The sequence below is a fragment of the Porphyromonas sp. genome, assembly GCF_030529325.1.
GTDB lineage: Bacteria > Bacteroidota > Bacteroidia > Bacteroidales > Porphyromonadaceae > Porphyromonas_A.
The window spans coordinates 1-24,896 of sequence record NZ_JAUMXC010000030.1 but is presented as its reverse complement, the minus strand read 5'-3'; the positions used below and the strand labels follow the sequence as shown (position 1 = coordinate 24,896).

Annotated in this window: 18 protein-coding genes; 10 read left to right on the top strand and 8 right to left on the bottom strand. The window is 43.4% G+C overall.

Annotated elements, in window-relative coordinates:
• From Q4A14_RS05965 to Q4A14_RS05940, 6 genes are all read left to right on the top strand, one after another.
• Nucleotides 1-223, top strand: a 223-nt coding sequence (locus Q4A14_RS05965) for a hypothetical protein (RefSeq protein WP_303170667.1), incomplete at its 5' end; no start/stop codon positions are given.
• Nucleotides 224-373: 150 nt separating this feature from the next.
• Nucleotides 374-2,404, top strand: coding sequence for a transcription termination factor Rho (gene rho / locus Q4A14_RS05960; RefSeq protein ID WP_303170665.1), 2,031 nt, complete (start codon nt 374-376; stop codon nt 2,402-2,404).
• A gap of 134 nt (nt 2,405-2,538) precedes the next feature.
• Nucleotides 2,539-3,135, top strand: coding sequence for a M15 family metallopeptidase (locus Q4A14_RS05955; protein WP_303170663.1), 597 nt, complete (start codon nt 2,539-2,541; stop codon nt 3,133-3,135).
• A 232-nt stretch (nt 3,136-3,367) separates the two neighbouring features.
• A complete protein-coding gene (locus tag Q4A14_RS05950; protein ID WP_303170661.1) occupies nt 3,368-4,270 on the top strand; it encodes a TIGR01777 family oxidoreductase in 903 nt (300 codons plus the stop codon).
• Entirely contained in the window at nt 4,267-4,977 is a 711-nt protein-coding gene (locus Q4A14_RS05945; RefSeq protein WP_303170660.1) for an SAM-dependent methyltransferase, read from the top strand. The genes Q4A14_RS05950 and Q4A14_RS05945 overlap by 4 nt, the downstream gene beginning before the upstream one ends.
• Before the next feature lie 7 nt (nt 4,978-4,984).
• Nucleotides 4,985-6,250, top strand: a complete 1,266-nt coding sequence (locus tag Q4A14_RS05940) for an ABC transporter permease (RefSeq protein ID WP_303170658.1) — start codon at nt 4,985-4,987, stop codon at nt 6,248-6,250.
• Between the two features lie 22 nt (nt 6,251-6,272).
• Here the strand turns inward: Q4A14_RS05940 and Q4A14_RS05935 are convergent, their stop codons facing one another.
• The 7 genes from Q4A14_RS05935 to Q4A14_RS05905 all read right to left on the bottom strand — a co-directional run bounded on the left by Q4A14_RS05935 (nt 6,273) and on the right by Q4A14_RS05905 (nt 14,322).
• Nucleotides 6,273-6,848, bottom strand: a complete 576-nt coding sequence (locus Q4A14_RS05935; RefSeq protein ID WP_303170657.1) for a 5-formyltetrahydrofolate cyclo-ligase — start codon at nt 6,846-6,848, stop codon at nt 6,273-6,275.
• Between the two features lie 28 nt (nt 6,849-6,876).
• Complete coding sequence (locus Q4A14_RS05930) at nt 6,877-8,553, bottom strand: S41 family peptidase (protein WP_303170655.1); 1,677 nt, start codon at nt 8,551-8,553, stop codon at nt 6,877-6,879.
• A gap of 41 nt (nt 8,554-8,594) precedes the next feature.
• The gene (locus Q4A14_RS05925; protein ID WP_303170653.1) at nt 8,595-9,041 is read right to left on the bottom strand and encodes a dCMP deaminase family protein; all 447 of its coding nucleotides are present in this window, start codon (nt 9,039-9,041) and stop codon (nt 8,595-8,597) included.
• Between the two features lie 30 nt (nt 9,042-9,071).
• Nucleotides 9,072-10,880, bottom strand: a complete 1,809-nt coding sequence (gene argS / locus Q4A14_RS05920; RefSeq protein WP_303170651.1) for an arginine--tRNA ligase — start codon at nt 10,878-10,880, stop codon at nt 9,072-9,074.
• Between the two features lie 10 nt (nt 10,881-10,890).
• Nucleotides 10,891-11,241: an aspartate 1-decarboxylase gene (panD, locus tag Q4A14_RS05915; RefSeq protein ID WP_303170649.1), complete on the bottom strand. Its 351-nt coding sequence runs from the start codon at nt 11,239-11,241 to the stop codon at nt 10,891-10,893.
• Between the two features lie 60 nt (nt 11,242-11,301).
• The gene (cysS, locus tag Q4A14_RS05910; RefSeq protein WP_303170647.1) at nt 11,302-12,798 is read right to left on the bottom strand and encodes a cysteine--tRNA ligase; all 1,497 of its coding nucleotides are present in this window, start codon (nt 12,796-12,798) and stop codon (nt 11,302-11,304) included.
• 138 nt (nt 12,799-12,936) lie between these two features.
• Entirely contained in the window at nt 12,937-14,322 is a 1,386-nt protein-coding gene (locus Q4A14_RS05905) for a tyrosine phenol-lyase (protein WP_303170645.1), read from the bottom strand.
• A gap of 682 nt (nt 14,323-15,004) precedes the next feature.
• On the opposite strand from Q4A14_RS05905, the gene Q4A14_RS05900 reads away from it, so the two are divergent.
• Complete coding sequence (locus tag Q4A14_RS05900) at nt 15,005-17,071, top strand: outer membrane beta-barrel protein (protein ID WP_303170643.1); 2,067 nt, start codon at nt 15,005-15,007, stop codon at nt 17,069-17,071.
• A 91-nt stretch (nt 17,072-17,162) separates the two neighbouring features.
• Here the strand turns inward: Q4A14_RS05900 and Q4A14_RS05895 are convergent, their stop codons facing one another.
• Nucleotides 17,163-17,846, bottom strand: a complete 684-nt coding sequence (locus Q4A14_RS05895; RefSeq protein ID WP_303170642.1) for a hypothetical protein — start codon at nt 17,844-17,846, stop codon at nt 17,163-17,165.
• Between the two features lie 593 nt (nt 17,847-18,439).
• On the opposite strand from Q4A14_RS05895, the gene eno reads away from it, so the two are divergent.
• The 3 genes from eno to scpA all read left to right on the top strand — a co-directional run bounded on the left by eno (nt 18,440) and on the right by scpA (nt 24,070).
• On the top strand, nt 18,440-19,720 hold the full coding sequence (gene eno / locus Q4A14_RS05890; RefSeq protein ID WP_303170640.1) for a phosphopyruvate hydratase: 1,281 nt from the start codon (nt 18,440-18,442) through the stop codon (nt 19,718-19,720).
• Between the two features lie 309 nt (nt 19,721-20,029).
• The gene (gene mutA, locus Q4A14_RS05885; protein ID WP_303170639.1) at nt 20,030-21,889 is read left to right on the top strand and encodes a methylmalonyl-CoA mutase small subunit; all 1,860 of its coding nucleotides are present in this window, start codon (nt 20,030-20,032) and stop codon (nt 21,887-21,889) included.
• 30 nt (nt 21,890-21,919) lie between these two features.
• Nucleotides 21,920-24,070: a methylmalonyl-CoA mutase gene (gene scpA / locus Q4A14_RS05880; protein ID WP_303170637.1), complete on the top strand. Its 2,151-nt coding sequence runs from the start codon at nt 21,920-21,922 to the stop codon at nt 24,068-24,070.
• The last annotated feature ends 826 nt before the right edge of the window (nt 24,071-24,896 follow it).

Genomic DNA, 24,896 nt, shown 5'->3' with positions numbered 1-24,896 from the left:
GACTGTAACTCAGCTGGCTTACGCCTTCGGTGGTTCGAATCCATCACTGCCCACCTTTTACTCTTCAGAGAGACAACCTTCCTATAAGAGTGTTCTGTCGCGGGTCGTTACTGCGATTTATCTTTTTTTCATCGAATCAATAAAATTACAATTACTTTCACCAGAGGGTGTTCTTAATCAACCTTGTGGTATGTATGTGGGGGCATTTTTTGTCTTAAACTAGTGAGTGGAAATATATTCACTTAACAACCTAGTGATCAATAGAGTACATTAAATTCACTTACATCTATACCGAAAGACTTAAGTGTATAAAGGATTTGCTTATCCAAAAGCAGTACCTATAAGTAATATATTAAAAGCCAAAACTCAATCTATGGCACAAACATACAATATCTTGGAACTTAATGCGATGTCGCAAGATGAACTCGTGAAAATAGCAAAAGATCTTGGCATCAAGTCTCCCGAGAAACAACAATCCAACCAGCTTGTTTATAGCATTCTTGATGAACAGGCAGTCCTGATCGCAAACAAAATCAAAGAAAAGACTCCAGAAAAGAAAACAAAAGCAAAAGGTTCCGAAAAGACTGCCAAGCCCTCGAAAGAAGAGAAAAAGGAGGAGCAAGCAGACGCAAAAGAGGGAACAAAAACTCCTATAGGGCCGAATATCTCTGCAGAGAAAAAAGTCTCTGACAACAAGCCGGAGCAAAATGATCCTACCGAGGCTAAGAAAAAGAGAGGGCGTCCTAAAAAACAAAATGAGACATCTGAGCCAAAGAATTCTTTGGAAAAGGCTGAGGCATCGCCAAAAGAGGGTAATATCCCAAGTGAAGAAACACCTAAGGGGCACTTAGCTCAAAAGCCTAAGCAGGAAAAGCCCCTGGCATTTACACACAAGGATATAATACCTGATGTCAATAGTTTTACTCCGGCAAACGTAAAGACAGAGGACAAGGCTCCGGAGACCTCATCCTCCGAAGAAAAAAAACAGCAGGAAACTAAACAGGACGAAAAACGTCCTCTCGTATTTGTAAATAAGAATGCAAGCAGTTCATCTGTCTTGGATCAGATGATGGATATCATTACACCGGTACCACAAAATGATCAAAGAAATAATCAGATAAAACAACAGCGCCCTCAGCAGAACAAAGAAGTAAAACAAGCCCCTGCTCACCAGCAAAACCAACAGGTAAAACCAACAAAAGAGACAACCCAGGCTCAAAACAATAAACCTCAAAATATTCAAAACACTCAAAATCAAGAAAAATACTACGATTTTGGGGATGCGTTGACCATGGTGGGAGTGCTTGAGGTCATGCCGGATGGTTACGGATTTATCCGATCAAGTGACTACAACTATCTTACCTCCCCTGATGATGTATACGTTTCACAAGCTCAAATAAAAAACCTTGGACTGAAGACAGGAGATTATATTGAAGCCATCATCAGAGCACCGAAGGAGAAGGAAAAATATTTCCCAATGTATAAAGTACTCAAACTCAATGGTTGCGAACCGGAACGCGTGAGAGACAGAGTACCGTTTGATCATTTGACTCCACTATTCCCAACCGAAAAGTTCAAGCTTGAAGCCCCTTCATGTACGAAGGTATTTGATAAGATTGGTGTACGTATTGTAGACCTTTTCTCTCCGATCGGCAAGGGACAAAGAGGTCTCATCGTAGCTCAACCTAAAACCGGTAAGACAATGCTCCTTAAGGACATTGCAAATGCGATAGCGCACAATCATCCGGAAGTTTATATGATCATCCTTCTTATCGATGAACGCCCCGAAGAAGTAACAGATATGGCAAGTAGTGTAAATGCAGAAGTTATTGCTTCGACATTTGATGAGCCTGCCGAACAACACGTAAAGATTGCAGACATCGTACTCAACAAAGCCAAAAGACTTGTGGAGTGTGGACATGATGTTGTCATCCTACTCGACTCTATCACCCGTCTTGCTCGGGCTTACAATACCGTACAGCCGGCATCTGGCAAGGTACTTTCGGGTGGAGTGGATGCCAATGCTCTACAAAAGCCAAAAAGATTTTTCGGAGCTGCCCGCAATATAGAGAACGGAGGAAGTCTCACCATCCTTGCAACAGCACTCATAGACACCGGCTCAAAAATGGATGAAGTTATCTTTGAAGAGTTCAAAGGTACCGGAAATATGGAACTTCAACTTGACCGTAAACTGGCTAACAAAAGGATCTATCCTGCTGTTGACATCATGGCTTCCAGCACTCGTCGCGATGATCTCCTTCAGGACAGCAATACGCTTAACCGTATGTGGATATTGCGTCGCACACTTGGAGAAATGAACTCTATCGAGGCTATGGAAGAGGTTAAGAAGCGTATGGAAACAACGGTAGACAATGTTGAGTTCCTCTTTACGATGAACGACTAATATCTCATATGATGAGTAAACATGAGACTCATAAAAGTAGTGGTCACATCCAAATCTTATGGATGCTGGCCATTATTTTTTTGTTAACCCAAACGATTAAAGCTCAGAATCCACCCATAAACTATGAGGATTTGATGGTACAGTATGGATTGGTGGATATACAAGCTGTTGATCCTACTATCATGGTAGACCTAAAGTATGCCTCGGAGGACAACTTTATGGGGAAGGACATGTACGGTTCTCTTCGAAAAGCTTATGCTCTGCCACACATAGCAGAAAAACTTAAAAAGGCCAACGCAATATTACGACTTAATTCAAAAGACAGCCTATGCCTTGTCATATACGATGCAGCAAGGCCAAAGAGCGTACAAGAGTATATGTACTCTATTGTACAAGGCACACCTCAAAGTGTTTATGTAGCCAAACCGACGAAAGGAGGACGCCACAATTTTGGTGTAGCTGTAGACTTATCGATATGGAATAAATCTTCTGAGAAAGAAATAGATATGGGAACTCCTTTTGACTTTTTTGGAGAGTCAGCTCACTTGGGACAAGAGGAAAAACTATTGCAAAAAGGCCTAATCTCAAAGGAGTCCATAAAAAATCGGAGGTTACTCATAGACCTGATGAAAAAAGTAGGGTTACGTCCTTATCACAGGGAATGGTGGCATTATGAAGAGCCGATGCCCATCTCTGAAGTCCGCCGCAGATTTAAACTCCTTGACTTCTGAAGCACATCAAAAAAGAAAGGAACCTTCACAATAAACAATTCTTACCCTGAAGGAATCCTTACCTTGCCGGTATAAGCTAGGCTACTTTTCAAGCTCATTTTAAGTATCCAAGACAAAAATGAAAGCTACTTTAGTGAGACCGGAGCATCACTAATCAGTGATAATTTTCTATCTTTATGCAGTTCTTGACATACGAGGAACCAACCAAATCCACTTAGTAAAACAGATCAAAATGGAGACTTTGCTGATAACAGGGGCTGAGGGTATGATTGCCAATCACTTTGCCACACTTTACGATGGGAAGTATAACATACGCTTCTTGAGCCGCCGCCCTGTCGGGCCCAATGTCTATCATTGGGATCCGGATTTAGGATTTATAGATCCTGTAGCATTGGAGGGTGTGGATCATGTACTACATCTTGCAGGTGCGAGTATCTTTGGACATAGATGGACAGCTCGTTATCGCAATGAAATAATCTCAAGCAGAGCAGACTCCATCACTCTGCTCGCTTCAGCTCTGATGACACAAAACATACGTCTCAAAACCTTCGTCTCCGCATCTGCCACAGGTTACTATGGTCTGGAAAACTCTGAAGATATCAAGTATGAGACATCAAAACCCGGCAAAGGTTTTATCCCTAAGGTCTGTCAGGCTTGGGAGGAGGAGGCCGAATTTCTTCATGTCGAGAATCTTGCAGAGCGAGTTGTTATTTTAAGACTTGGCCTGGTTTTTAGCCACTACTTCGGTGCTCTTCCATTCATGGCCATGGGGTGCCGCTATGGAATAGCATCTGTGCTCGGCAGTGGCAAGCAGTATGTACCTTGGATACACGTCAATGACCTTTGTCGAATGTTCCATTTCGTCATCCAAAATCCTTTTGCCAAAGGTGTGTACAATGCCGTGGCTCCGGATTTGGTAACATACAGAGATGTCGTATCAACCTTGGCATACCTTTATACGGGAAAATCTTGTGCACTATGGGTCCCTAGCCCATTCATCCGCCTGATGTACGGAGATGCAAGTAATCTGATATTAAATGGGAATAAAGTCTCAAGCCAAAAGATCCAAGACGAAGGATTTGAGTTTTTACATCCGGAACTTGAAGAAGCCTTGAGCAGCATATACGAGCTATGATTAAAGGGAAACTATACCTGATCCCGATTTCCTTAGGCATCTCGCCAACAGACCGCTATCAACCGCTCTACAATCTACAAGTGCTGTCAGGACTCAAAGTCTTTATCGTTGAAAATGCAAAGACTGCCAGACAGTACATTAAATCTGTGCTGCCGGAAAGTAAAATATCTGAGTTGACAATATATGAGATAGATAAACACAATGGTTATGTCTATCCGGCCGAAGTCATGCAGGTATTGTTGTCGGGAACAGATATCGGCCTGATGTCTGAGGCCGGATGCCCTGCCGTGGCAGATCCCGGAAGCTTAATAGTCAGAGAGGCCCACCAAAAGGGAATACAGGTAGTACCACTTATAGGCCCATCATCAATACTTCTTTCACTGATGGCCTCCGGATTCAGTGGCCAGAGATTTACGTTTCTTGGTTATCTACCTATAGATGAAAAAAAGCGCAAGTCACAGTTTACCGACATGATCCACAGAGTAAGGGAGCATGGAGAAACACAGATCTTCATAGAGACTCCATATCGCAATGATAAAATGATAGCCGAACTCTGCAAAACTCTACCTGACTCCATACATCTGTGTGTCGCAATAGACCTGACAACAGAGAATGAGGAAATACACTCTCACTCTATAAAAGAGTGGAAAAAAATCTTCTCACAAATATCTCTACACAAGCGTCCTGCGATCTTCTTGATCGGATAATATAGATATGGGTTATCTGCATAGATTTATAGCAAGCAAATTCTTGTACAGAGAAGAAGATGGCACGAGGATAAAGAAGATACTCCCTACTGTCCGGATTTCGGCTATAGGGATAGCATTGGGAGTAAGTCTAATCCTACTATCGGTATTTATTGTACAAGGATTTAAACTAGAAATAAGGGAAAAGATTAATGGTTTTGTGGGCAATATCAAGATTTTTCATCCTGAAAATGCGCATAACCAATACACGATACCCCTTGAGACTCCAAAAGATCTATTAGAAAAGATACGTGGAGAAATAGAAGCAAGTGATCATAGCGGCATTGCCTACACATTTGCAGACCAAATGGGTGTTTTCAAAACAGACTCCGCCTATAGAGGTGTAGTTATTCATGGAGTAGACAGCTTATACAACAAAGAGTTTTTCAGTAAATACCTGATACGAGGTGAATGTCCCTCATTTGACGATATAGATAAGGGTTCTCTCCTGATCTCATCATACTTATCCCAATACCTCAACATTGACGTGGACAGTACGACTTTGGCTTATTTTTTTGACGAAGGAAAAGTAAAAGTCCGGAAGTTTGTAGTCAAGGGAATCTTCCGAACAGGATTCAAAGACTATGACGAACACTTGGCCATAGGCAATATCAAAGATATACGGAGTGTATTGGGATGGAGTACAGCCCAATCCGGTGGAATAGAAATAAAGTTATCAGATGATCGTAATACAGAGGAAATATACCATAAGTTGTACGATATCCTTGCACAGCGAGTCAGTGATGGACAAGGAAGATACACCATGCTGACAGCTCAAGAAATGAACCCTGTGATGTATGGCTGGGTAGATCTTCTTGACACCAATGTGAGGCTAATCCTGATCTTAATGATCGCTGTGGCAAGCATGACAATAATCACAGGGGTAATCGTCATCATTTTAGAAAAAGTCCAGGCAATATCAACACTAAAAGCCCTTGGGCAATCTAACCAATCTTTGCGTAAAATCTTTCACCACATGGCCGTCCGAATACTACTCAAAGGTTTGTTGTGGGGTAATAGCATCGCTCTGATTATAGCAGGACTTCAAAGTTACTTTAAGATCTTCAGGCTGGATGCAAGCCAGTACTATATTGAGTATGTCCCAATACACATATCTGTATGGGCTATCCTCCTCACAAATGCATTGACAATCGTTGCACTGTACCTTGTCATCTTTATTCCGACAACTATTATCTCAAATATACGTCCGGCAGAGGGAGTACGCTTTGATTAGTACTTGAGGGAAGCAACATCCGTCATTCAACCATGAAGTGCTCTTTGTCTGTAATAATTTCGTCCATTCGGATGTCATGAGAATCCATGGGGACATGGGGAAATATTTGAAACGAGGCAACGAATGCAATTTTTGCCTTGATATAGCGGCTATACCTTGAAAAATACTTGTCATAGAAGCCCTTGCCTCGCCCGACTCTACCACCATCAGTATCAAATGCAATGCCGGGCACAACCATAACCTCAGGTACATCAGCATCCGCCTCAGGATTATTAGGTTCCATGATCCCATATTCAGAAATGATATCAATACGCACCGGATCGTAAGGATAAAATTGCATCTCTTCGCCCTCAACTCTCGGGATAAGCACCTTCAAGTGCCCTTCTGCCATCAATGAAGATATGATAAAGGACGTATCAAGCTCGTCCCACATAGAGAGAAAAACACCAATTTTAGTTCCAGAAGGAACCTCAGAGAGCCTTAACAACATCTTCGATGCAGCAAGCTCCGAAAGCCCTCTTCTCTCCTCCTGCGTCAACGACTTATAACTCTGTTTGACCCTCCGTCTTAATTCTTTTTTATCTTCGGTGAGCTGCATAGTTTATTAGTTCTCAAACTCGATCAACTCAATCCCAGTTCTCGTCTACCGCCACAATTTCAGAGGGTACTACAACAGTAGGTTCAACATACTTATCCAAATCCATAGGAGAGTAGATCTTTTGATTGAAAAGAGCCTCGGCCTTTTGGATCATAGGATCATTGTATGCACGTACTTTTGCAGCAAGATCCTGACCATATGTATACGAAATAATCATTCGATACAATATATCTGCAATGAGTTCCTGAGACTTATATATCTGATAATTACGGACCCTTACACCTTGGGTATTTGCATAACTAGCAAACTGCCATACGAGGCCTTGATTCTTCAAGAAATTATAGCATGCCATACCATCCCCAAAACTCATAAGTAACTCTCGATGCTTATCGGAATATAGAAAGGCAAATTTTGGAAGTAAAGATTTATTCGCGATTTCCGAAAAATACGATGTATACCCTGTAGTATCTCTAGGAACAAATACATCAGGAATAATCCCCCCTCCCCCATACACTATACGGCCGGCAGCAGTATGATAGATAAGCCCCTGATGCTTAATACTATCTTCATGAAAAAGCTCACCTCCCATCAAGCGTTCATACCAGTCTGAAAGATACCTATCATCATTGCCAAGTTTGTACTCTCTCTGAATGCTACGGCCGGAAGGAGTGTAGTATCTTGAAATGGTGAGATGTAATGAAGAACCATCGTTGTAATCAAATGTGCGTTGGACAAGCCCCTTACCAAAGGAGCGACGCCCGATGATAATTCCTCTATCATTATCTTGTATTGCTCCACTTATGATTTCCGAGGCTGAAGCACTTTCTTCATCTATCAAAATATACAGAGGCATATCTTTTATAGATCCCCGCCCATCGCTATAGACATCACTACGAGGCTCGGCTTTACCTTCGGTATAAATAATCAGTTGATTAGCCTCTAGGAAACTATTGCTAAGGAGTAAAGCTCCATGCATAAGTCCTCCAGGATTCCCTCTTAGATCCAAAACAAGTCCCTTGATCCCTTCTTGCTTTAATTGAGTAAAGGCTCTGATGAATTCATTGTAAGTATTCATCGAAAAACGAGAAAAAGCAATACAGCCCAAGGAATCATTGATCATATAAGTTGCATCCATCTGACGGATAGCAACCTCACCACGCTTTACTTTTATTGTTCTGTTGGAGTTATCTTTGGGTCTGAAAATCTCAAGAGAGACAAGGCTCTGGTTCGGACCTTTAAGAAGACTACGAATAGAGTCATCTTCAATCTTTTGTCCGGCTATGGTTATCGAATCAACAGCGATTATACGATCTCCAGCCTGAATCCCCACAATATCAGAAGGCCCATTAGGTATTGTATTGATTACAATGACTGTGTCTTTCATGTTATTGAAAGTAATACCAATACCAAAGAAGTGTCCCTCAAGAGACTCTTTCTCCTCTGATCTCTGTTGAGCTGTTAGGTAAAAAGAATGGGGATCGAGGTGATCAAAAACTGCAGGAACAAGCTTGTCCACAATGGAGTCTATCGAGACACTATCGACATAGTACTTGTCTATCAGATTCAGAGTAGCCTCAAGTTTTCTCAAAGAGGCATGACTCCCCCCTCTAATATTCAAACTGTATCTACCCAACAGGTATCCCACGGTACTAAAAAGTAATAAGGAAACTACATAAAGAGCGTAGCGAACTTTCTTTGATTTCATTTAGAGATACAATTTTAAGTAGTCTTTGTTTAGATATATGGTTACTCGTCAAGAGGTATACACTCTACATTGATGTTGGCCCTACGCAACAAATCACAACCATCCGTGAGTCTATATTCCTTACTATAGACTACCCTCTTGATCCCGGCTTGGATGATAAGTTTGGAGCACTCTATACACGGTGCATTGGTCACATAGATCGTTGCACCCGTACTGTTGTTCGATGAAGCAGCAACCTTTGTTATAGCATTAGCCTCAGCATGAAGCACATAGGGTTTTGTAACATTATTTTCATCTTCACAGATATTTTCAAAACCGGATGGAGTGCCATTATAGCCATCAGAGATAATCATATTATCCTTGATAATCAGAGCTCCAACTTTCAAGCGTTCACAATAAGAATTCTCAGCCCAAATATTGGCCATTCGGAGGTATCTCTTATCAAGTTCAAGCTGCTTTTCTTCTGGCGATTTACGTGATGTTTCCATGGGACAAACTACTTTGTATTCCTTGTTGTATTACATTCTTTCCGGTACTTCTATACCCAATAAGGACATAGCAGTCTTGATAACCTTGGCCGTAGCTGACGAGAGCGTCAAACGAAGAGCTCTCTTCGCAATATCAGGCTCATTGAGGATGGAGCGATCATGATAAAACTGATTATACTCCTTCACCAACTCATACGTATAATTAGCGATAAGAGCGGGGCTCAGGTCTGCTCCTGCAGCAGCAACAACTGCCGGGAATTCATTTATACGACGGATAAGCATCAATTCCTTTTCCGATAGCACAGGTAACTCTGCACCGGTAAGAGCAGAAAGATCCCTTGCCCCCTCAACTTCCGCACGACGCTGTATGCTGCGGATACGAGCATAGGTATATTGAATAAAAGGACCGGTATTACCATTGAAGTCGATGGACTCTTCAGGATTGAAAAGCAAACTGCGTTTGGGATCGACCTTCAGTAAAAAGTATTTCAATGCACCAAGGCTCACGATCCTTGCGACCTCACGGCTTTCCCCTTCGCTCATATCCGTACCCTTACCCGCATTCTTAGAGATTAGATAAGCCTGCTCGGCCATATCATCCATAAGGTTATCTGCATCGACAACTTTTCCCTCTCTACTTTTGAGTTTGCCTTCAGGAAGTTCTACCATCCCGTAGGAGAAGTGTTTAAGCGTCTTACCAAACTCAAAACCAAGTTTATCCAACAGCTTTGAAAGAACTTCAAAGTGATAGTTTTGCTCATTGCCTACAACATATATCATTTGGTCAATGGTATAGTCTTGATAACGCATCTTTGCTGTACCGACATCCTGTGTCATATAGACTGAGGTACCATCAGATCGGAGCAAAACCTTTCGGTCATAACCATCGTTTGTAAGATCAGCCCACACCGAACCATCAGGATCTTGAACAAACAACCCCTCACGAAGCCCCCTTAAGACCTCTTCCTTACCGACAAGATAGGTATCGCTTTCATAGTAGATCTTATCAAAGTCGACCCCCATTCGCTTGTAAGTCTCACCAAAACCTTCGTAGACCCACTCGTTCATCATCTTCCACATCTCGATGACCTCGGGCTTACCCTCTTCCCAGTCTTTGAGCATCTGGCGAGTCTCAGCCATGATTGCAGACTGTGCTTCAGCCTCTTCTTTAGTCATCCCGCCATCGATGAGAGGCTTTGTCTCTTCAGCAAATTTGGTATTCCACAAGACATAGAAGTTACCTACGAGGTGGTCACCCTTGATGCCTGTTGATTGAGGAGTGGCATTGTCCCCCCATTTCTTCCAAGCCAACATAGACTTACAGATGTGGATTCCTCTATCGTTGACGATATTGGTCTTGACGACCCTCTTGCCATTGGCCTTCAAAATCTGTGCTACGCTATAACCCAAGAAATTATTACGGACATGTCCCAAGTGCAAAGGTTTGTTTGTATTGGGCGAAGAATATTCGACCATATAAAGGGGTGCATCACCACTGACAGGCGTGATGCCATAATTCTCATCTGTGGCAGCCGACCTTAACAAGTCAATAAACACATGCTGAGATAACACAAGATTAAGGAATCCCTTGACAACATTAAATCGGCTGATAAGATCGGTCTGAGCAAGAAGGGCTTCGCCGACCTCAGCTGCCGTCATCTCCGGACTTTTCTTAGAAGCCTTGAGATAAGGGAAGACAACGAGTGTATAGTGTCCCTCAAACTCCTTTTTTGTTGTTTGGATTGTAACCGTTTCCGGTGCCACCTCTATGCCGTAGAGGCTGTTTAGTACCTTTGTTATCGCAGATTGCAACCTTGTTTCTATGTTGTATTGACTCATCGTGTATAGCTTACTTTAGGAGGTTTGTTTTTGTATCAGGAAAGACAACTTTGGGCTCAAAAGTCTTAGCCTTTTCTCTGTCCATGATAGCGTATGAGATGATAATGATGACATCTCCTTTAAGGAACTTACGAGCTGCAGCTCCATTAAGACAAATAGTCCCCGAACCTCTCGTGCCAGGTATCGTGTACGTCTCGATACGTTCACCATTATTGTTATTTACGATCTGAACCTTTTCGCCCGGTAGTATATCGGCTGCATCCATAAGGTCTTGATCAATGGTGATGCTACCGATGTAGTCGAGGTTGGCATCTGTGACATGAACCCTGTGGATCTTAGATTTCAAAACTTGAATAAGCATATTGTAGTTTATGGTTGAATATTCTGTAAAAGTTTTTTAGAGAGATGCAACATATTTCAGTTAAGAGAGCTTCCACTCCGCGCCATTCTTCGTGTCTTTGATCTCAAAACCAAGCTTAGCCAACTCGTCTCTGATCTTGTCAGAGGTTGCCCAGTCCTTTCTTGACTTCGCATCTTGGCGAATCTCCAACAAAAGCTGCATAGCACCGGCAAAAGCCTTCTCGTGCGCAGCATTCACAGCAGCACCTGCCTGTTGCATACCGAGGATGTCAAAGAGGAAAGTGTCAAACAAACCCTTAAGAGCCTCTATTTGTTCGGCCGAAAGCGTATATTCCCCCGCCTTCACAGCATTGATACGACGCGTGGCATCAAAGAGTTGAGCTATGACCATCGGGCTATTGAGGTCATCATTTAGAGCAGCATAACATTCCGCCTCATAATCAGAGAGCTGCTCACCCGCCTCACCTGCTGTGAGTGTCTGAAGGGCCGCGTATGCATCCAAAAGCCTTTCCAAGCCCTTTGCCGAAGCCTGTAATGCCTCATTGCTGAAGTCTACTGTAGAGCGATAATGCGCTTGGAGCATGAAGAAGCGTATTGTCATCGGACTATAAGCCTGCTCAAGAAGCTGGTGGGAGCCATTGAAAAACTCTTCAAGAGTTATGAAGTTTCCAAGACTCTTACCCATTTTTTGTCCATTGATTGTAACCATATTATTGTGCATCCAATAGTCCACAATCTCCCTGCCGTGTGAAGCCACTGCCTGAGCTATCTCACATTCGTGGTGTGGGAATATGAGGTCCATTCCACCGCCGTGGATATCGAAGCCATCACCAAGATACTTGTATCCCATCGCTGTACACTCACAGTGCCAGCCCGGAAAGCCAATACCCCAAGGTGAAGGCCATCTCATGATGTGCTCAGGCTTTGCATTTTTCCAAAGAGCGAAGTCCGCAAAGTTGCGCTTCTCTGATTGTCCATCGAGCTCCCTCGTCGTCGCCAACATCTCATCCACATTTCGTCCGGAGAGGATACCATACTTGTGATCGTTGTTGTACTTTTCAACATCAAAGTACACTGACCCTTCACTCTCGTAAGCATAACCTTTGTCGAGGATTTGCTTGACCAATTCGATCTGCTCAATGATGTGTCCACTCGCCATTGGTTCGATAGAAGGAGGAAGTACATTGAGGCGATCCATGTCTCTGTGGTAGCGAGTCAAGTAATATTGTACTACTTCCATGGGCTCGATTTGTTCGAGACGCGCCTTCTTTACAATTTTATCCTCACCCTCATCAGCATCATGTTCGAGGTGTCCCACATCGGTGATATTTCTGACATAACGCACCTTATAACCCAAGTGCTGAAGGTACCTGAACAACAAGTCAAATGTCACAGCAGGACGAGCATGACCCAGATGAGCATCCCCATAGACTGTAGGTCCACAGACATACATTCCCACATGGAGGGGATGCTTTGGGGTAAATAATTCTTTGGTACGTTTACGAGTGTTATAAATATTGAAATTAGCTCTCAAAAGCTCTTTTTTCTGATCCTTCATAGACTTTTGTGAATTATGCGCCACAAAGATACAGTTTTCTCTCAATATATCACTGATTTACCCCCTACTGATTAAGTAAAAAGAGACCTTTCACGGACTCGTGAAAGGTCTCTTATGTATCAGATTACAAGTGCTGTATCACTTGTTAATTTCTTCAAAACGAGCTGTAAAGAAGCGAAGTTGTTTTGGCTCATATACGAAGCGTAACCCCTTGATGCTTTCTTTGTGCTTGAATAGTTTGATAACAGCATCAGCCACAACATCCATGTGTTTGTATGTATATACACGACGAGGAATGGTAAGGCGTACTGTTTCCAACTGTGGACGGTGGTTTTCGCCCGTTACTTTATCACGACCGGCAGATACGATACCACGCTCCATAGAGCGGACACCTGACTCAAGATAAAGGTTTGCGGCGAGAGACTGAGCCGGGAACTCGTCTTGTGTCAAGTGTGGACAGAAGCGACGAGCATCCAAGAAGACAGCATGACCACCGATAGGCTGTACCACGGGCACACCTGCTTCGATAAGTTTCTGACCGAGATAGCGCACTTGGAGCACACGGTGACGGATGTACTCGTACTGGAGAGACTCCTTGAGACCGATAGCCATAGCCTCCATATCACGACCCGCAAGACCACCATAAGATGGCATACCTTCGAATACCACGACAAGCTCTTTCGCTGACTGGAACATCTCTTCATCGTTAAGGCAAAGGAATCCACCGATATTGACAAGACAGTCCTTCTTTCCACTCATTGTACAACCATCAGCATAGCTGAACATCTCGTGGACAATCTCCTTGATGGTCTTGTCTGCATAACCCGGCTCCTGCTCTTTGATGAAGTAAGCATTTTCGACACAACGAGTAGCGTCGTAGAAGACCTTGATACCATATTTATTGGTAAGCTCGCGTACCTGACGCATGTTCTCCATCGACACGGGTTGTCCACCTGCGAGATTCACAGTCACAGCAAGACAAATATAAGCGATATTTTCAGCACCATATTCATCGATAGCCTTTTGAAGCTTATTGAGACAAATGTTCCCCTTGAATGGGATATCGAGAGTAGCATCGTGAGCTTCATCACGGATAATATCCCCAAAGATACCGCCATTAGCCTCTTGGTGATAACGAGTTGTGGTGAAGTACATATTTCCGAGGACATGCTGACCCGGCTTGATCGCGATACGGCTGAGGAGGTTCTCAGCGCCACGACCTTGATGCGTAGGGACGACATACTTGAAACCAAATATTTCTTCTACTGTTTCACGAAGGTGGTGGAAGTTTTTGCTGCCTGCATAAGCCTCATCACCAATCATCATACCGCTCCATTGCTTGTCACTCATGGCATTTGTACCTGAGTCTGTAAGCAAGTCAATATACACATCTTCAGAATTGATCAAAAATGTGTTGTAACCGGCCTCTTTGACAACCTTTTCACGTTCTTCGCGAGTATTCATCTTTACGGTCTCGACTGACTTGATGCGGTAGGGTTCCGCCGGAAACATGTTTAGATCCATAGCTGTAAATTTTAGAAGTATTAAATTGTTAGTGTAGTATTAGGTTCTCAGAGCTATCAAAATTACTCCGACTACAAATATAAACTTTTTTCAGAAATAATCTAATTAGATTGACGCTTATACTGAATCTATCATACTAAACATCTTTTTATAATTGTGTTTATTTTGTCAAACTTCCATAATTATCTAAATTAGGAGCAACTATTTCTTTTTCCAAGTTTTCACAACGAGTAAAATCTGATATATTGTCGGGCTAATGACAGGTAGCAGAGCAGTCTAACTCTTGTCAGTACCTCTTATATCATAATATCAAAGCACAATGACCAAAGTGATTTATAGACTTGCTATCTGCACGTACTTGCTTTTGCTCCCAGCCATGTCATTATCTCAGGAAATGAGAAAATCTCATTTAACAGGAAAAGTTGTAGACGAAGAAGATAGTCCACTATCCTTTTGTACAGTCGTACTATGGTGACTACCTGACTCAACTTTATATACAGCGACCAACACCGATGCAGAGGGACGATTTGTGCTAAAAGATGTACCCAAAGCCTCATATCATCTTCGAATTAGCAGTTTAGCCTTTGAAGAGTTTAACACCAAGCTGACTTCTCTTAGTACTGACACAGTTCTCAGAACGATAAAACTTCGAAAAAAAGACATTCTCCTCAACGAAGTGTCTGTGACAGCAAATAGAAAACTGATCAAAGTCCAAATTGATAAACTCATTTATTCTGTCCAAGCCGACCCCATGGCCAAGAGTTCATCCCTATATCAATTGTTCAGACGGCTTCCACTATTGACAAATAGAGATGGGAACTTTCTCATCAAAGGGAGGATATCACCAACACTTCTCATCAACGGAGTACCATCAACTGCACTGAACTCGAATCCTAAAGAAGTTCTTCAAAGCATACCGGCCGGTACCATCAAAGAGATCCAGATCATAGCGAACCCGGGAGTGCAGTATGACGGAGAATTCTCAGGAGGTATTATCAATATTGTCACCAAACAAACATTTGAAATGCCTATGACCGGAAGTATCAGCCTCACCGGCAGTAGCCGCAGATCTTATAGTACAGAGGCATCTTTAGCACTACAACTCAATAAAGTAACACTGCAAGCAACATATACACATTCGGGACAAGACAAGTACAAAGAGATCTGGACCAATGATCGCACTTTCCTCAACGACAAACACTCACACAGACTACTGCAAGACAAAGAAAGGATCTATGACAAGAACAACTATGATATGCTCATGGTCGCATCTTCATGGACACCCAATGATAAAAACCTACTGAATATCACTATCAACTACTTCAAGTTACACACTCATGGAAGTGGTCTACAAGCCAACACCTTATATAATGTCAACAAAGAGAAAACTTCGGCATTTGACATCATGGAAACAAGTGATACCAAATACAACAACATAGATATATCAGCCAATTACCAACGTAAATTGGGAACATCAGGAACTCTATTACTGATGTATAAGTTCACCGATATGCCGAAAGACGTTGATGATCACTTCATCGTCTCAAAAAAGGAAAATTATAATAGACATAGTCAACGTATTTGGAAATCCACTCACAATATCGAACACACCCTACAATGTGATTATTCACAAAAAATTATGGATCCGCATACCCTCAACACAGGCATGAAGTACATTGTGAGATTGAACTCCAATGACTCCAAACTCTATACCCAAGAACAAAAAGAGTCAGGATGGCAATACAACAACGATGCAAGTGATCTATTTGCACACAAACAAAGCATCATAGCAGCTTATGGAGAGTATTCTTATGCCATAAACTCATGGAAAGTCACAGCCGGATTGAGAAACGAACTGACCCTAGAGCGAATATATTATGATCTGATGCCAAACAAAAACTTCAGCACCCATTTCAACGACTTATTAGGGGCCTTAACCATATCTTATACCCTACCCCAAGAAAACATTCTCAACCTTTACTACAGAAGCCATATCTCACGACCAAGTATTCACTATCTCAATCCCAAAGGTACAGTCCAAGACCCCACATACGTATACTTCGGCAACCCTGACATCCGGGCAGAGCGACACCATAAAGCAGGCATCGAATACACTTTAAACAGTTCAAAGGTATTTTTGACCCTTTCGACCGACTACTCCATGTGCGACAACTCGATCGAGGCTGATTACCATCTACATCAAGACGGCATACTGTATCGAACATTCGCCAACAGCGGAGGATATCACAGCATAAATACAGCGGCATACATCTCGTATATGCCCAACGCCATTCTCTCCCTCTCCTTCAACGGTAATCTGAACTACACTTATATTAAAGGAAACTTGGGAGGTCTCAAAACATCCAATAAAGGCTATACAGGAGGACTTTACTCCGATTTCAACATCAATCTCCCTATGGCGTATTACCTCACTCTTTATGGAGCATATAATTTTCCAACCATCATGCTTTCAGGGACAGGATTTAACTTTTACAACTGTGGAGCTTCTCTGACAAAGAGCTTCTTTGATGATCGTCTCAATCTTAGTGCCTCCGTCACAGATTTTCTTTGGGATACTAAAAAATACAAAAGAGAGCTCCGAACAAAAGATCTTACCATCCTATCGGGATACCAAAACTACGGCATTATAGCGGAACTATCCGTAAGATTTATGTTCAACAACAAGAAGATCAACCCTAAAAAGACAAGCAAGAAAATAACGAATAACGACGTTATTCAATTTCAATAAATATGGGTATAAACAGAGCGGAGGCATTACTTGATGCCTCCGCTCTGTTATTGTACAATGAGAGTAATTATCTACTCTCTCAAGGGTTAGATTACATACAGAATGACCCTAAGAGGCGCAGAGGCTCTTTCTTGAACTTGAGTTTCTTAGTTCTCATGCCTTTGTTTTCGATCATGTTCCCGGTGGTAACGTTCTTTTGTCCGGTCAGATAGTTGACACTGGTCATCTCTCCTTGTCCGGTCATGCGGTTGAACCACCCGCTTTCTTCACCAATGAGATAAAAGTCGCCCGACTGAAATCTATATCTATATGTAGTACCACCGGTATCGGCAGTCCCTGCACTTGACCAAAAGGTAACACGGATGTCCATCACACCTTTGGGAGTGATAGAAATATGAACCTCAGTATCCGTATACTCATCTTCACGGCCGGGGATAGCCTTATCCCAAGCCTTAAACTGCTTATACACCCCGGAAGGAGATCCAAAGTACACTGTGAGAACTTTGGGATTGAAGTTGTACTGATAGCCATCATCCCTCGTCCTAATATTGGCAGGATCATTGGATAAAACCACCAAGACAAGATCCTCAATCCCATCCTTGTTGAGGTCCCCTTTCTCGTGTTGCTCTTCCCAACCTTCAGGGACAATTTCCTCGATAGTACGTCCCTCCTTTGCGAGTTGAGGTTTCTTGTCAGACTGAGCCACAACCGGACCTGGGTTTAAGATTGATAGAAGCCCTATTACAAGGAGAGATAGTAATGTTTTTCTTTTCATAGTTCTTGAGAGTATTTATTAGGTTGTAAAATCATATCATTGAAAAATCTTCAAAAAACTATGCACAAAGGACCGGAAGAAGGAAAATATCCACCAAGGCCATCGACAGATAAGTTATGAAGACCAAATCATCACAACAAAAGGCAACAGTCTTCATCTTTTTTAAGATATCCCTCCCCTCAATACATCCATAGTACACAAAGGGTCTTGACGAGCAAGTCAAGTGTTCACAAAGTTAAAAAGAAACAACTTATACCGACATCTTTTTGCCAAGAAATCAACCAAGGACATAGGCTTCGGGGAGTCATCCGATCAGAGGTTCAAAAAATGTTGAAGAACGTGACAAAACAAGTTGTCTAACTTGATGACGAAGGTTGTCTAACTTGACGCAACAAGTTAGACAACCTTTTTTGTCCCTCTTGACGAGAGTTTTTTCATTTTTACGCCTCCGAAAAAAGTCCCTAAGTCTGATATTTTACGAATTGCGCACAAATTATTAACTTTGTGCATATAGATAAAAACAGACGGAAGGTATTCCTCACCCACGGGAAAGGGGTAGTTCCACAAAATCACTTTAATACAGAATCATAGTTATGGAAATTGTAAAGATTGTCGGCCGTGAGATCCTTGACTCAAGAGGAAATCCAACCATCGAAGTAGATATTCATCTTGCTTGTGGCGTCATCGGTAGAGCAGCTGTCCCATCAGGAGCTTCAACAGGTGAAAACGAAGCGCTTGAACTTCGTGATGGCGACAAAGGTCGTTACCTCGGTAAAGGAGTCCTAAAGGCTGTCGAAAATATCAATAACATCATCGCTCCCGAACTCATCGGAATGAGCGTACTCGATCAACGCCTTATCGACAAGAAGATGCTTGAACTCGATGGTACCAAGACAAAGAGTAAACTCGGAGCTAACGCCATGCTTGGTGTGTCTCTTGCTGCTGCAAAGGCAGGTGCAGAGTACCTCGGCATACCTCTATACAGATATATCGGCGGAACAAATACATTTGTACTCCCAGTTCCGATGATGAACATCATCAACGGAGGTTCGCACTCTGATGCGCCTATCGCATTCCAAGAGTTCATGATCCGCCCTGTGGGTGCAGCCTCGTTCCGTGAAGGTCTTCGCATGGGTGCAGAGGTGTTCCACGCACTCAAGAAGGTACTCCACGAGCGTGGTCTCAGCACCGCCGTGGGAGACGAAGGTGGTTTTGCTCCGGCGCTCAAGGCTACAGAGGATGCACTCGACTCTATCCTCGAGGCTATCCGCAAGGCAGGCTATGAACCTAAGAAGGATGTGACTATCGCTCTTGACTGTGCATCGTCGGAGTTCTACAAGGATGGTGTGTACGACTACTCCAAGTTTGAAGGAGTAAGCGGTGCCAAGCGTTCACGCGAAGAACAGGTGGCTTACCTCAAGGAACTTGTCAACAAGTATCCTATCGACTCTATTGAGGATGGAATGGACGAAGGCGACTGGGAAGGCTGGAAGATGCTCACAGATGCTATCGGTGATCAGTGCCAACTCGTAGGTGATGACCTCTTTGTGACCAATGTCGAGTTCCTCAAGAAGGGTATCGAACAGGGTTGTGGTAACTCAATCCTCATCAAGGTGAACCAAATCGGAACGCTTTCTGAGACTCTTGATGCAATCGAAATGGCACACCGCCACGGCTACACATCGGTAACTTCGCACCGTTCGGGTGAGACCGAAGATGCAACAATCGCGGACATTGCAGTGGCAACGAACTCAGGACAGATCAAGACCGGTTCACTCAGCCGCTCAGATCGTATGGCTAAGTACAACCAACTTCTACGTATCGAAGAAGAACTCGGGTCTCTCGCTCAATACGGCTACAAGAGAGTTAAGTAAAAGAAGACTTCGTAAGACATAAATTCACGATGTAACGGGGAGACGCCTTCAATTTTTCGATTGAGACGTTTCCTCGTTACATTCGTGTGAGCGGATTTTCTCCTATTGGGATGTAACCACAACTCACATATATTAGGTATTTAAGACACGAAATAACGGGCAGGCAGTACCATTTATCATTTTTTTTGACTTACTTTGCGAATGTTGAAGTGAAGGGAAATAGATATTCAGTATAGGGAAAACTGTATCCTTATTCTCCTCTGCCAACACCCATAGACCCTAAATAACACATAAAAACTGGACAGCAACATGAATATAGAAAACGAAAAATTATTTGCTGTATTCCCTCCGGTCTCGACTCAGGAATGGATGGACAAGATCAATGCCGACCTGAAAGGAGCCCCATTTGACAAGAAACTTGTCTGGCGGACGACTGAAGGGTTCAACGTCAATCCATTCTACCGAAGAGAGAATATCGCAGATCTGAAGTCTAAAGACACCCTGCCCGGTGAATTCCCCTACATAAGAGGTATCAAAGCGAGCAATGAATGGTACGTGAGACAAGATTTCTCAATCAATGACCTCACAGAGGCTAATACCGGGATAAAGAAGTCATTGACCTCCGGAGTAACATCTTTGGGACTTCATCTTAAACATGCTCATGTATCTAAAGAAGCTCTACTGACTCTCCTCGAAGGGGTAGATGTCACTGCGGTCGAACTCAATTTCTACTCTTGTCGATCGGTAGTGGTTAAACTCGCAGGTGTAGTCGTAGAGGCGTTGTCAGAAAAGACCAAAAATCTCGACAAGTGTGTGGGATCAGTGGGTTTTGAAGTCTTCAAAAAGCAAATGCTAAAGGGAGTAGCGACAGATGAATGGATCAAGATATCTCAAGACCTCATCACTGCAACAGCACCTCTCAAGCAATATACTTGTATCAATATCAAGGGCGTGGACATGGCCAATGCAGGTGCTTATATCTTCCAAGAACTTGGGTATAGCCTTGCTGCAGGTGCAGATGTACTTGTTACCCTTGTGGAGAAATGTGGTCTACCTGTCGATGAGGTGGCTCAGAAAATAAGATTTGACCTTGGTATCGGCTCCAACTACTTCATGGAGATCGCGAAGTTCAGAGCTGCTCGCTGGCTATGGGCTCTCATCGCAAAGAATAATGGAGCTTCCGACGAAGCATCAAGACTCATCATCAATGCTGAGACCAACAAGTGGAACAAAACCGTATATGATGCTTATGTCAATCTCCTTCGGACTCAGACCGAAGCTATGTCCGCCGCTATAGCCGGAGTACACTCGTTGAACGTCCTTCCTTTTGATATCGTCTATAAAGATGCCGACGAATTCTCAGAACGCATCGCTCGCAACCAACAACTTCTCCTCAAGGAAGAGTCTCACTTTGATAAAGTTGTAGACCCATCGGGCGGCTCATACTATATTGAGCATCTCACCGATGCCATCGCTCAGCAGGCCTGGAAACTCTTCCTTGAAGTGGAAGATAACGGTGGTTTTGCAGCAATGGCAGACAAAGGAGCAATCCAAGAAGCGGTCAACAAATCCAACACTGAAAGACATAAAGCTGTGGCAACAAGAAGAGAAGCTCTCCTTGGTACCAATATCTTCCCGAACTTCAATGAGACAGCAAGCGACCGACTTGCAACATCGGATGGAAGACATTCTTGTGGTTGCGAAAAGATGGCAAGTGTCACCCCACTCGATCTTAGCCGTGGGGCTTCAGACTTTGAAGCTTTGCGACTCTCCACCGAAGCAGCTGATAAGCGTCCGAAAGTATTTATGCTGACGATCGGTAACTTGGCTATGAGATTGGCTAGATCACAGTTCTCATCCAACTTCTTTGCTTGTGCCGGGTATCAGGTGATCGACAATCTCGGCTTCAAAACAGTTCAGGAAGGAGTAGAAGCTGCGATAGCAGCTAACGCTGACATCATAGTGTTGTGCTCTTCAGATGATGAGTATGCCGAATTTGGCCCACAAGCTTTCGATACTATTGCAGGAAGGCTACCTCTCGTAATTGCGGGTGCACCTGCTTGTATGGAAGAGCTTCAAGCCAAAGGTATCGAGCACTTTATCCATGTGAAAGTTAATGTCCTTGAAACATTGACTAAGTTCCAACAACTTCTCAATATCAAGGGTTGACTTATTTACTAACCATCAGATTATTTTCACATGAGACCAACATATAAGAATATCAACATCAACGATGGGAAGTGGGGACAACCCACCTTGGCTGATTTCGTTGCAAAGAATAATATTGACTACAACTGGGAGACTCCCGAACAAATCAAGGTAAAGTCTGTCTATACTGAGGAGGACCTCAAGGGGATGGAGCACTTGGACTACGTGTCAGGATTACCTCCTTATCTCAGAGGGCCATATAGCGGAATGTACGCTATGCGCCCTTGGACAATCCGTCAGTATGCAGGTTTTTCAACCGCAGAAGAGTCCAACGCCTTTTATCGCCGTAACCTTGCTTCGGGTCAGAAGGGTCTTTCGGTGGCCTTTGACTTGGCGACGCACAGAGGATACGATGCCGATCACGAACGTGTTGTGGGTGACGTCGGTAAGGCCGGAGTATCGATCTGTTCGATCGAAAACATGAAAGTCCTCTTCGACGGTATTCCTCTCAACAAGATGTCTGTCTCCATGACGATGAACGGTGCTGTGCTTCCTGTCCTTGCATTCTATATCAATGCAGGGTTGGAGCAAGGTGCACAGTTGGAAGAGATGGCTGGTACAATCCAAAATGACATCCTCAAGGAGTTCATGGTGCGTAATACCTACATCTATCCACCTGAGTTCAGCATGCGTATCATCGCAGACATTTTCGAGTATACTTCTCAAAACATGCCGAAGTTCAACTCTATCTCCATCTCCGGTTACCATATGCAAGAAGCCGGAGCGACCTGTGATATCGAGATGGCATACACCCTTTCAGACGGTCTGGAGTATCTGCGTGCAGGTATCAAGGCAGGTATAGAAGTGGACAAGTTTGCACCACGTCTATCGTTCTTCTGGGCTATCGGTATGAATCACTTCATGGAGATAGCGAAGATGAGAGCCGCACGTATGCTCTGGGCAAAGATCGTACAGAGTTTCGATGCAAAGAATCCTAAGTCTCTCGCTCTCCGTACCCATTCACAGACATCAGGCTGGTCACTCACAGAGCAAGATCCATTCAACAATGTCGGTCGTACATGTATCGAGGCGATGGCTGCAGCCCTTGGACACACCCAGTCTCTGCACACAAATGCCCTTGACGAAGCTATCGCACTTCCTACGGATTTCTCGGCTCGTATCGCACGTAACACTCAGATCTACATTCAAGAAGAGACTCTCGTATGTAAGGAGATCGATCCATGGGCCGGTTCCTACTATGTCGAAGCTCTTACGCACGAGATCGCTCACAAGGCTTGGGCACACATCCAAGAAATCGAGAGTATGGGTGGTATGGCCAAAGCTATCGAAACCGGTCTTCCAAAACTACGTATCGAAGAAGCCGCGGCGCGTACGCAAGCTCGTATAGACTCAAATACTCAGACGATTGTGGGTGTCAATAAGTACCGCCTTGAAAAAGAAGCTCCTATCGACATCCTTGAGATAGACAATACTGCCGTACGTGAAGAGCAGATCAAACTCCTACAACAACTTAGAGCCAACCGTGATGAAGCGGCTGTGAAGGAAGCTCTTGCAGCCATCACAGAAAGTGTACGTACAGGTAAGGGTAACCTCCTTGACCTTGCTGTAAAAGCAGCTAAGGTGAGGGCTTCACTCGGAGAGATTTCCGATGCTTGCGAGGAGGTTGTCGGGCGATATAAAGCCGTAATCAGAACTATTTCAGGCGTGTATTCTCAAGAGACAAAACAAGATGCCGATTTCATCCAAGCATGTAAGTTAGTCGAAGAATTTGCAAAGAAAGAAGGTCGTCAACCTCGTATCATGATCGCAAAGATGGGGCAAGATGGGCACGATCGTGGTGCAAAGGTTGTAGCTACCGGTTATGCAGACTGTGGCTTTGACGTCGATATGGGGCCACTCTTCCAGACTCCCGCCGAAGCTGCCCGCCAAGCAGTAGAAAACGACGTCCATATCATGGGTGTCTCCTCTCTTGCAGCAGGTCACAAGACCCTTGTACCTCAAGTGATCGAAGAGCTCAAAAAGCTCGGTCGTCCCGACATAGTGGTGATCGCCGGAGGTGTCATCCCTGCCCAAGACTACGACTTCCTATATAAATCAGGAGTAGCAGCCATCTTCGGACCCGGTACCTCAGTAGCAAAAGCTGCAGTAGAACTAATGAAAATCCTACTTGAGCAAGAATAAATCTTAAGCTCAAATAGTAGTTTGCGCGAGAGCCTCAAAGTCTTACTCCTTTGAGGCTCTCTTTTTTAGTTTATTCCAATCTATTGCTGTCCGCTAAACTTTAGAAGAGGGCAAAATAGGGCTTTCAATCCTAGTAAATAGGTTGTATTCCGTCTGATTTTGTTTCAGTACCCCCCCACCTTTATACAGCACTGTTTTTTTCGGACAGCCGACCTTGAGGAAGGATGAAAACCGTATAATCGTACACATTCCCTTCTTCAGTCTACTATTCAAAAACCTCTGGCGCAAACACAGGACTGTATAACGTCCTTTTCACGCAGATTTTAGCGGGCAGCTGATGTTTTTACTGAATGACAGGTGTTTAGGAATTTATTTTGGAGGAAGAGAGCTTACATCCGAATATTACCTGAGCTTGAATGGGGCTACGAGTGAATGCAAAAGTTTTATCGGACAGCAATGATTCCAATCAAATCGGAGGAGCCCATGTAACAATTCCTTCCATCACGCACCTTCAAACATCAATTGCAGTGTACGATACAAACCACACCTTATCCTGAGATCAATCCACAAAACTAATATGGAAAAACATAAGATCCCGCATGTGCGAACAATAAGTAGTCGCCCCTTGAAAAGATATTTAATCTCTGTTATTCAGGGGAATATACATTGATATTCTTTATCAAATCTGCAGGTTTTGTTATCTTCGAGGTAGGAAACTTGCAGATTTAGCAAAGAGTTTTGCAAACTAATAAACTGAATATCAGTGTTTAAGATACTGTCCTAAAAAAGTGTGTAAGCCCCATTAGTCCTTAACTTTGAGATAAGA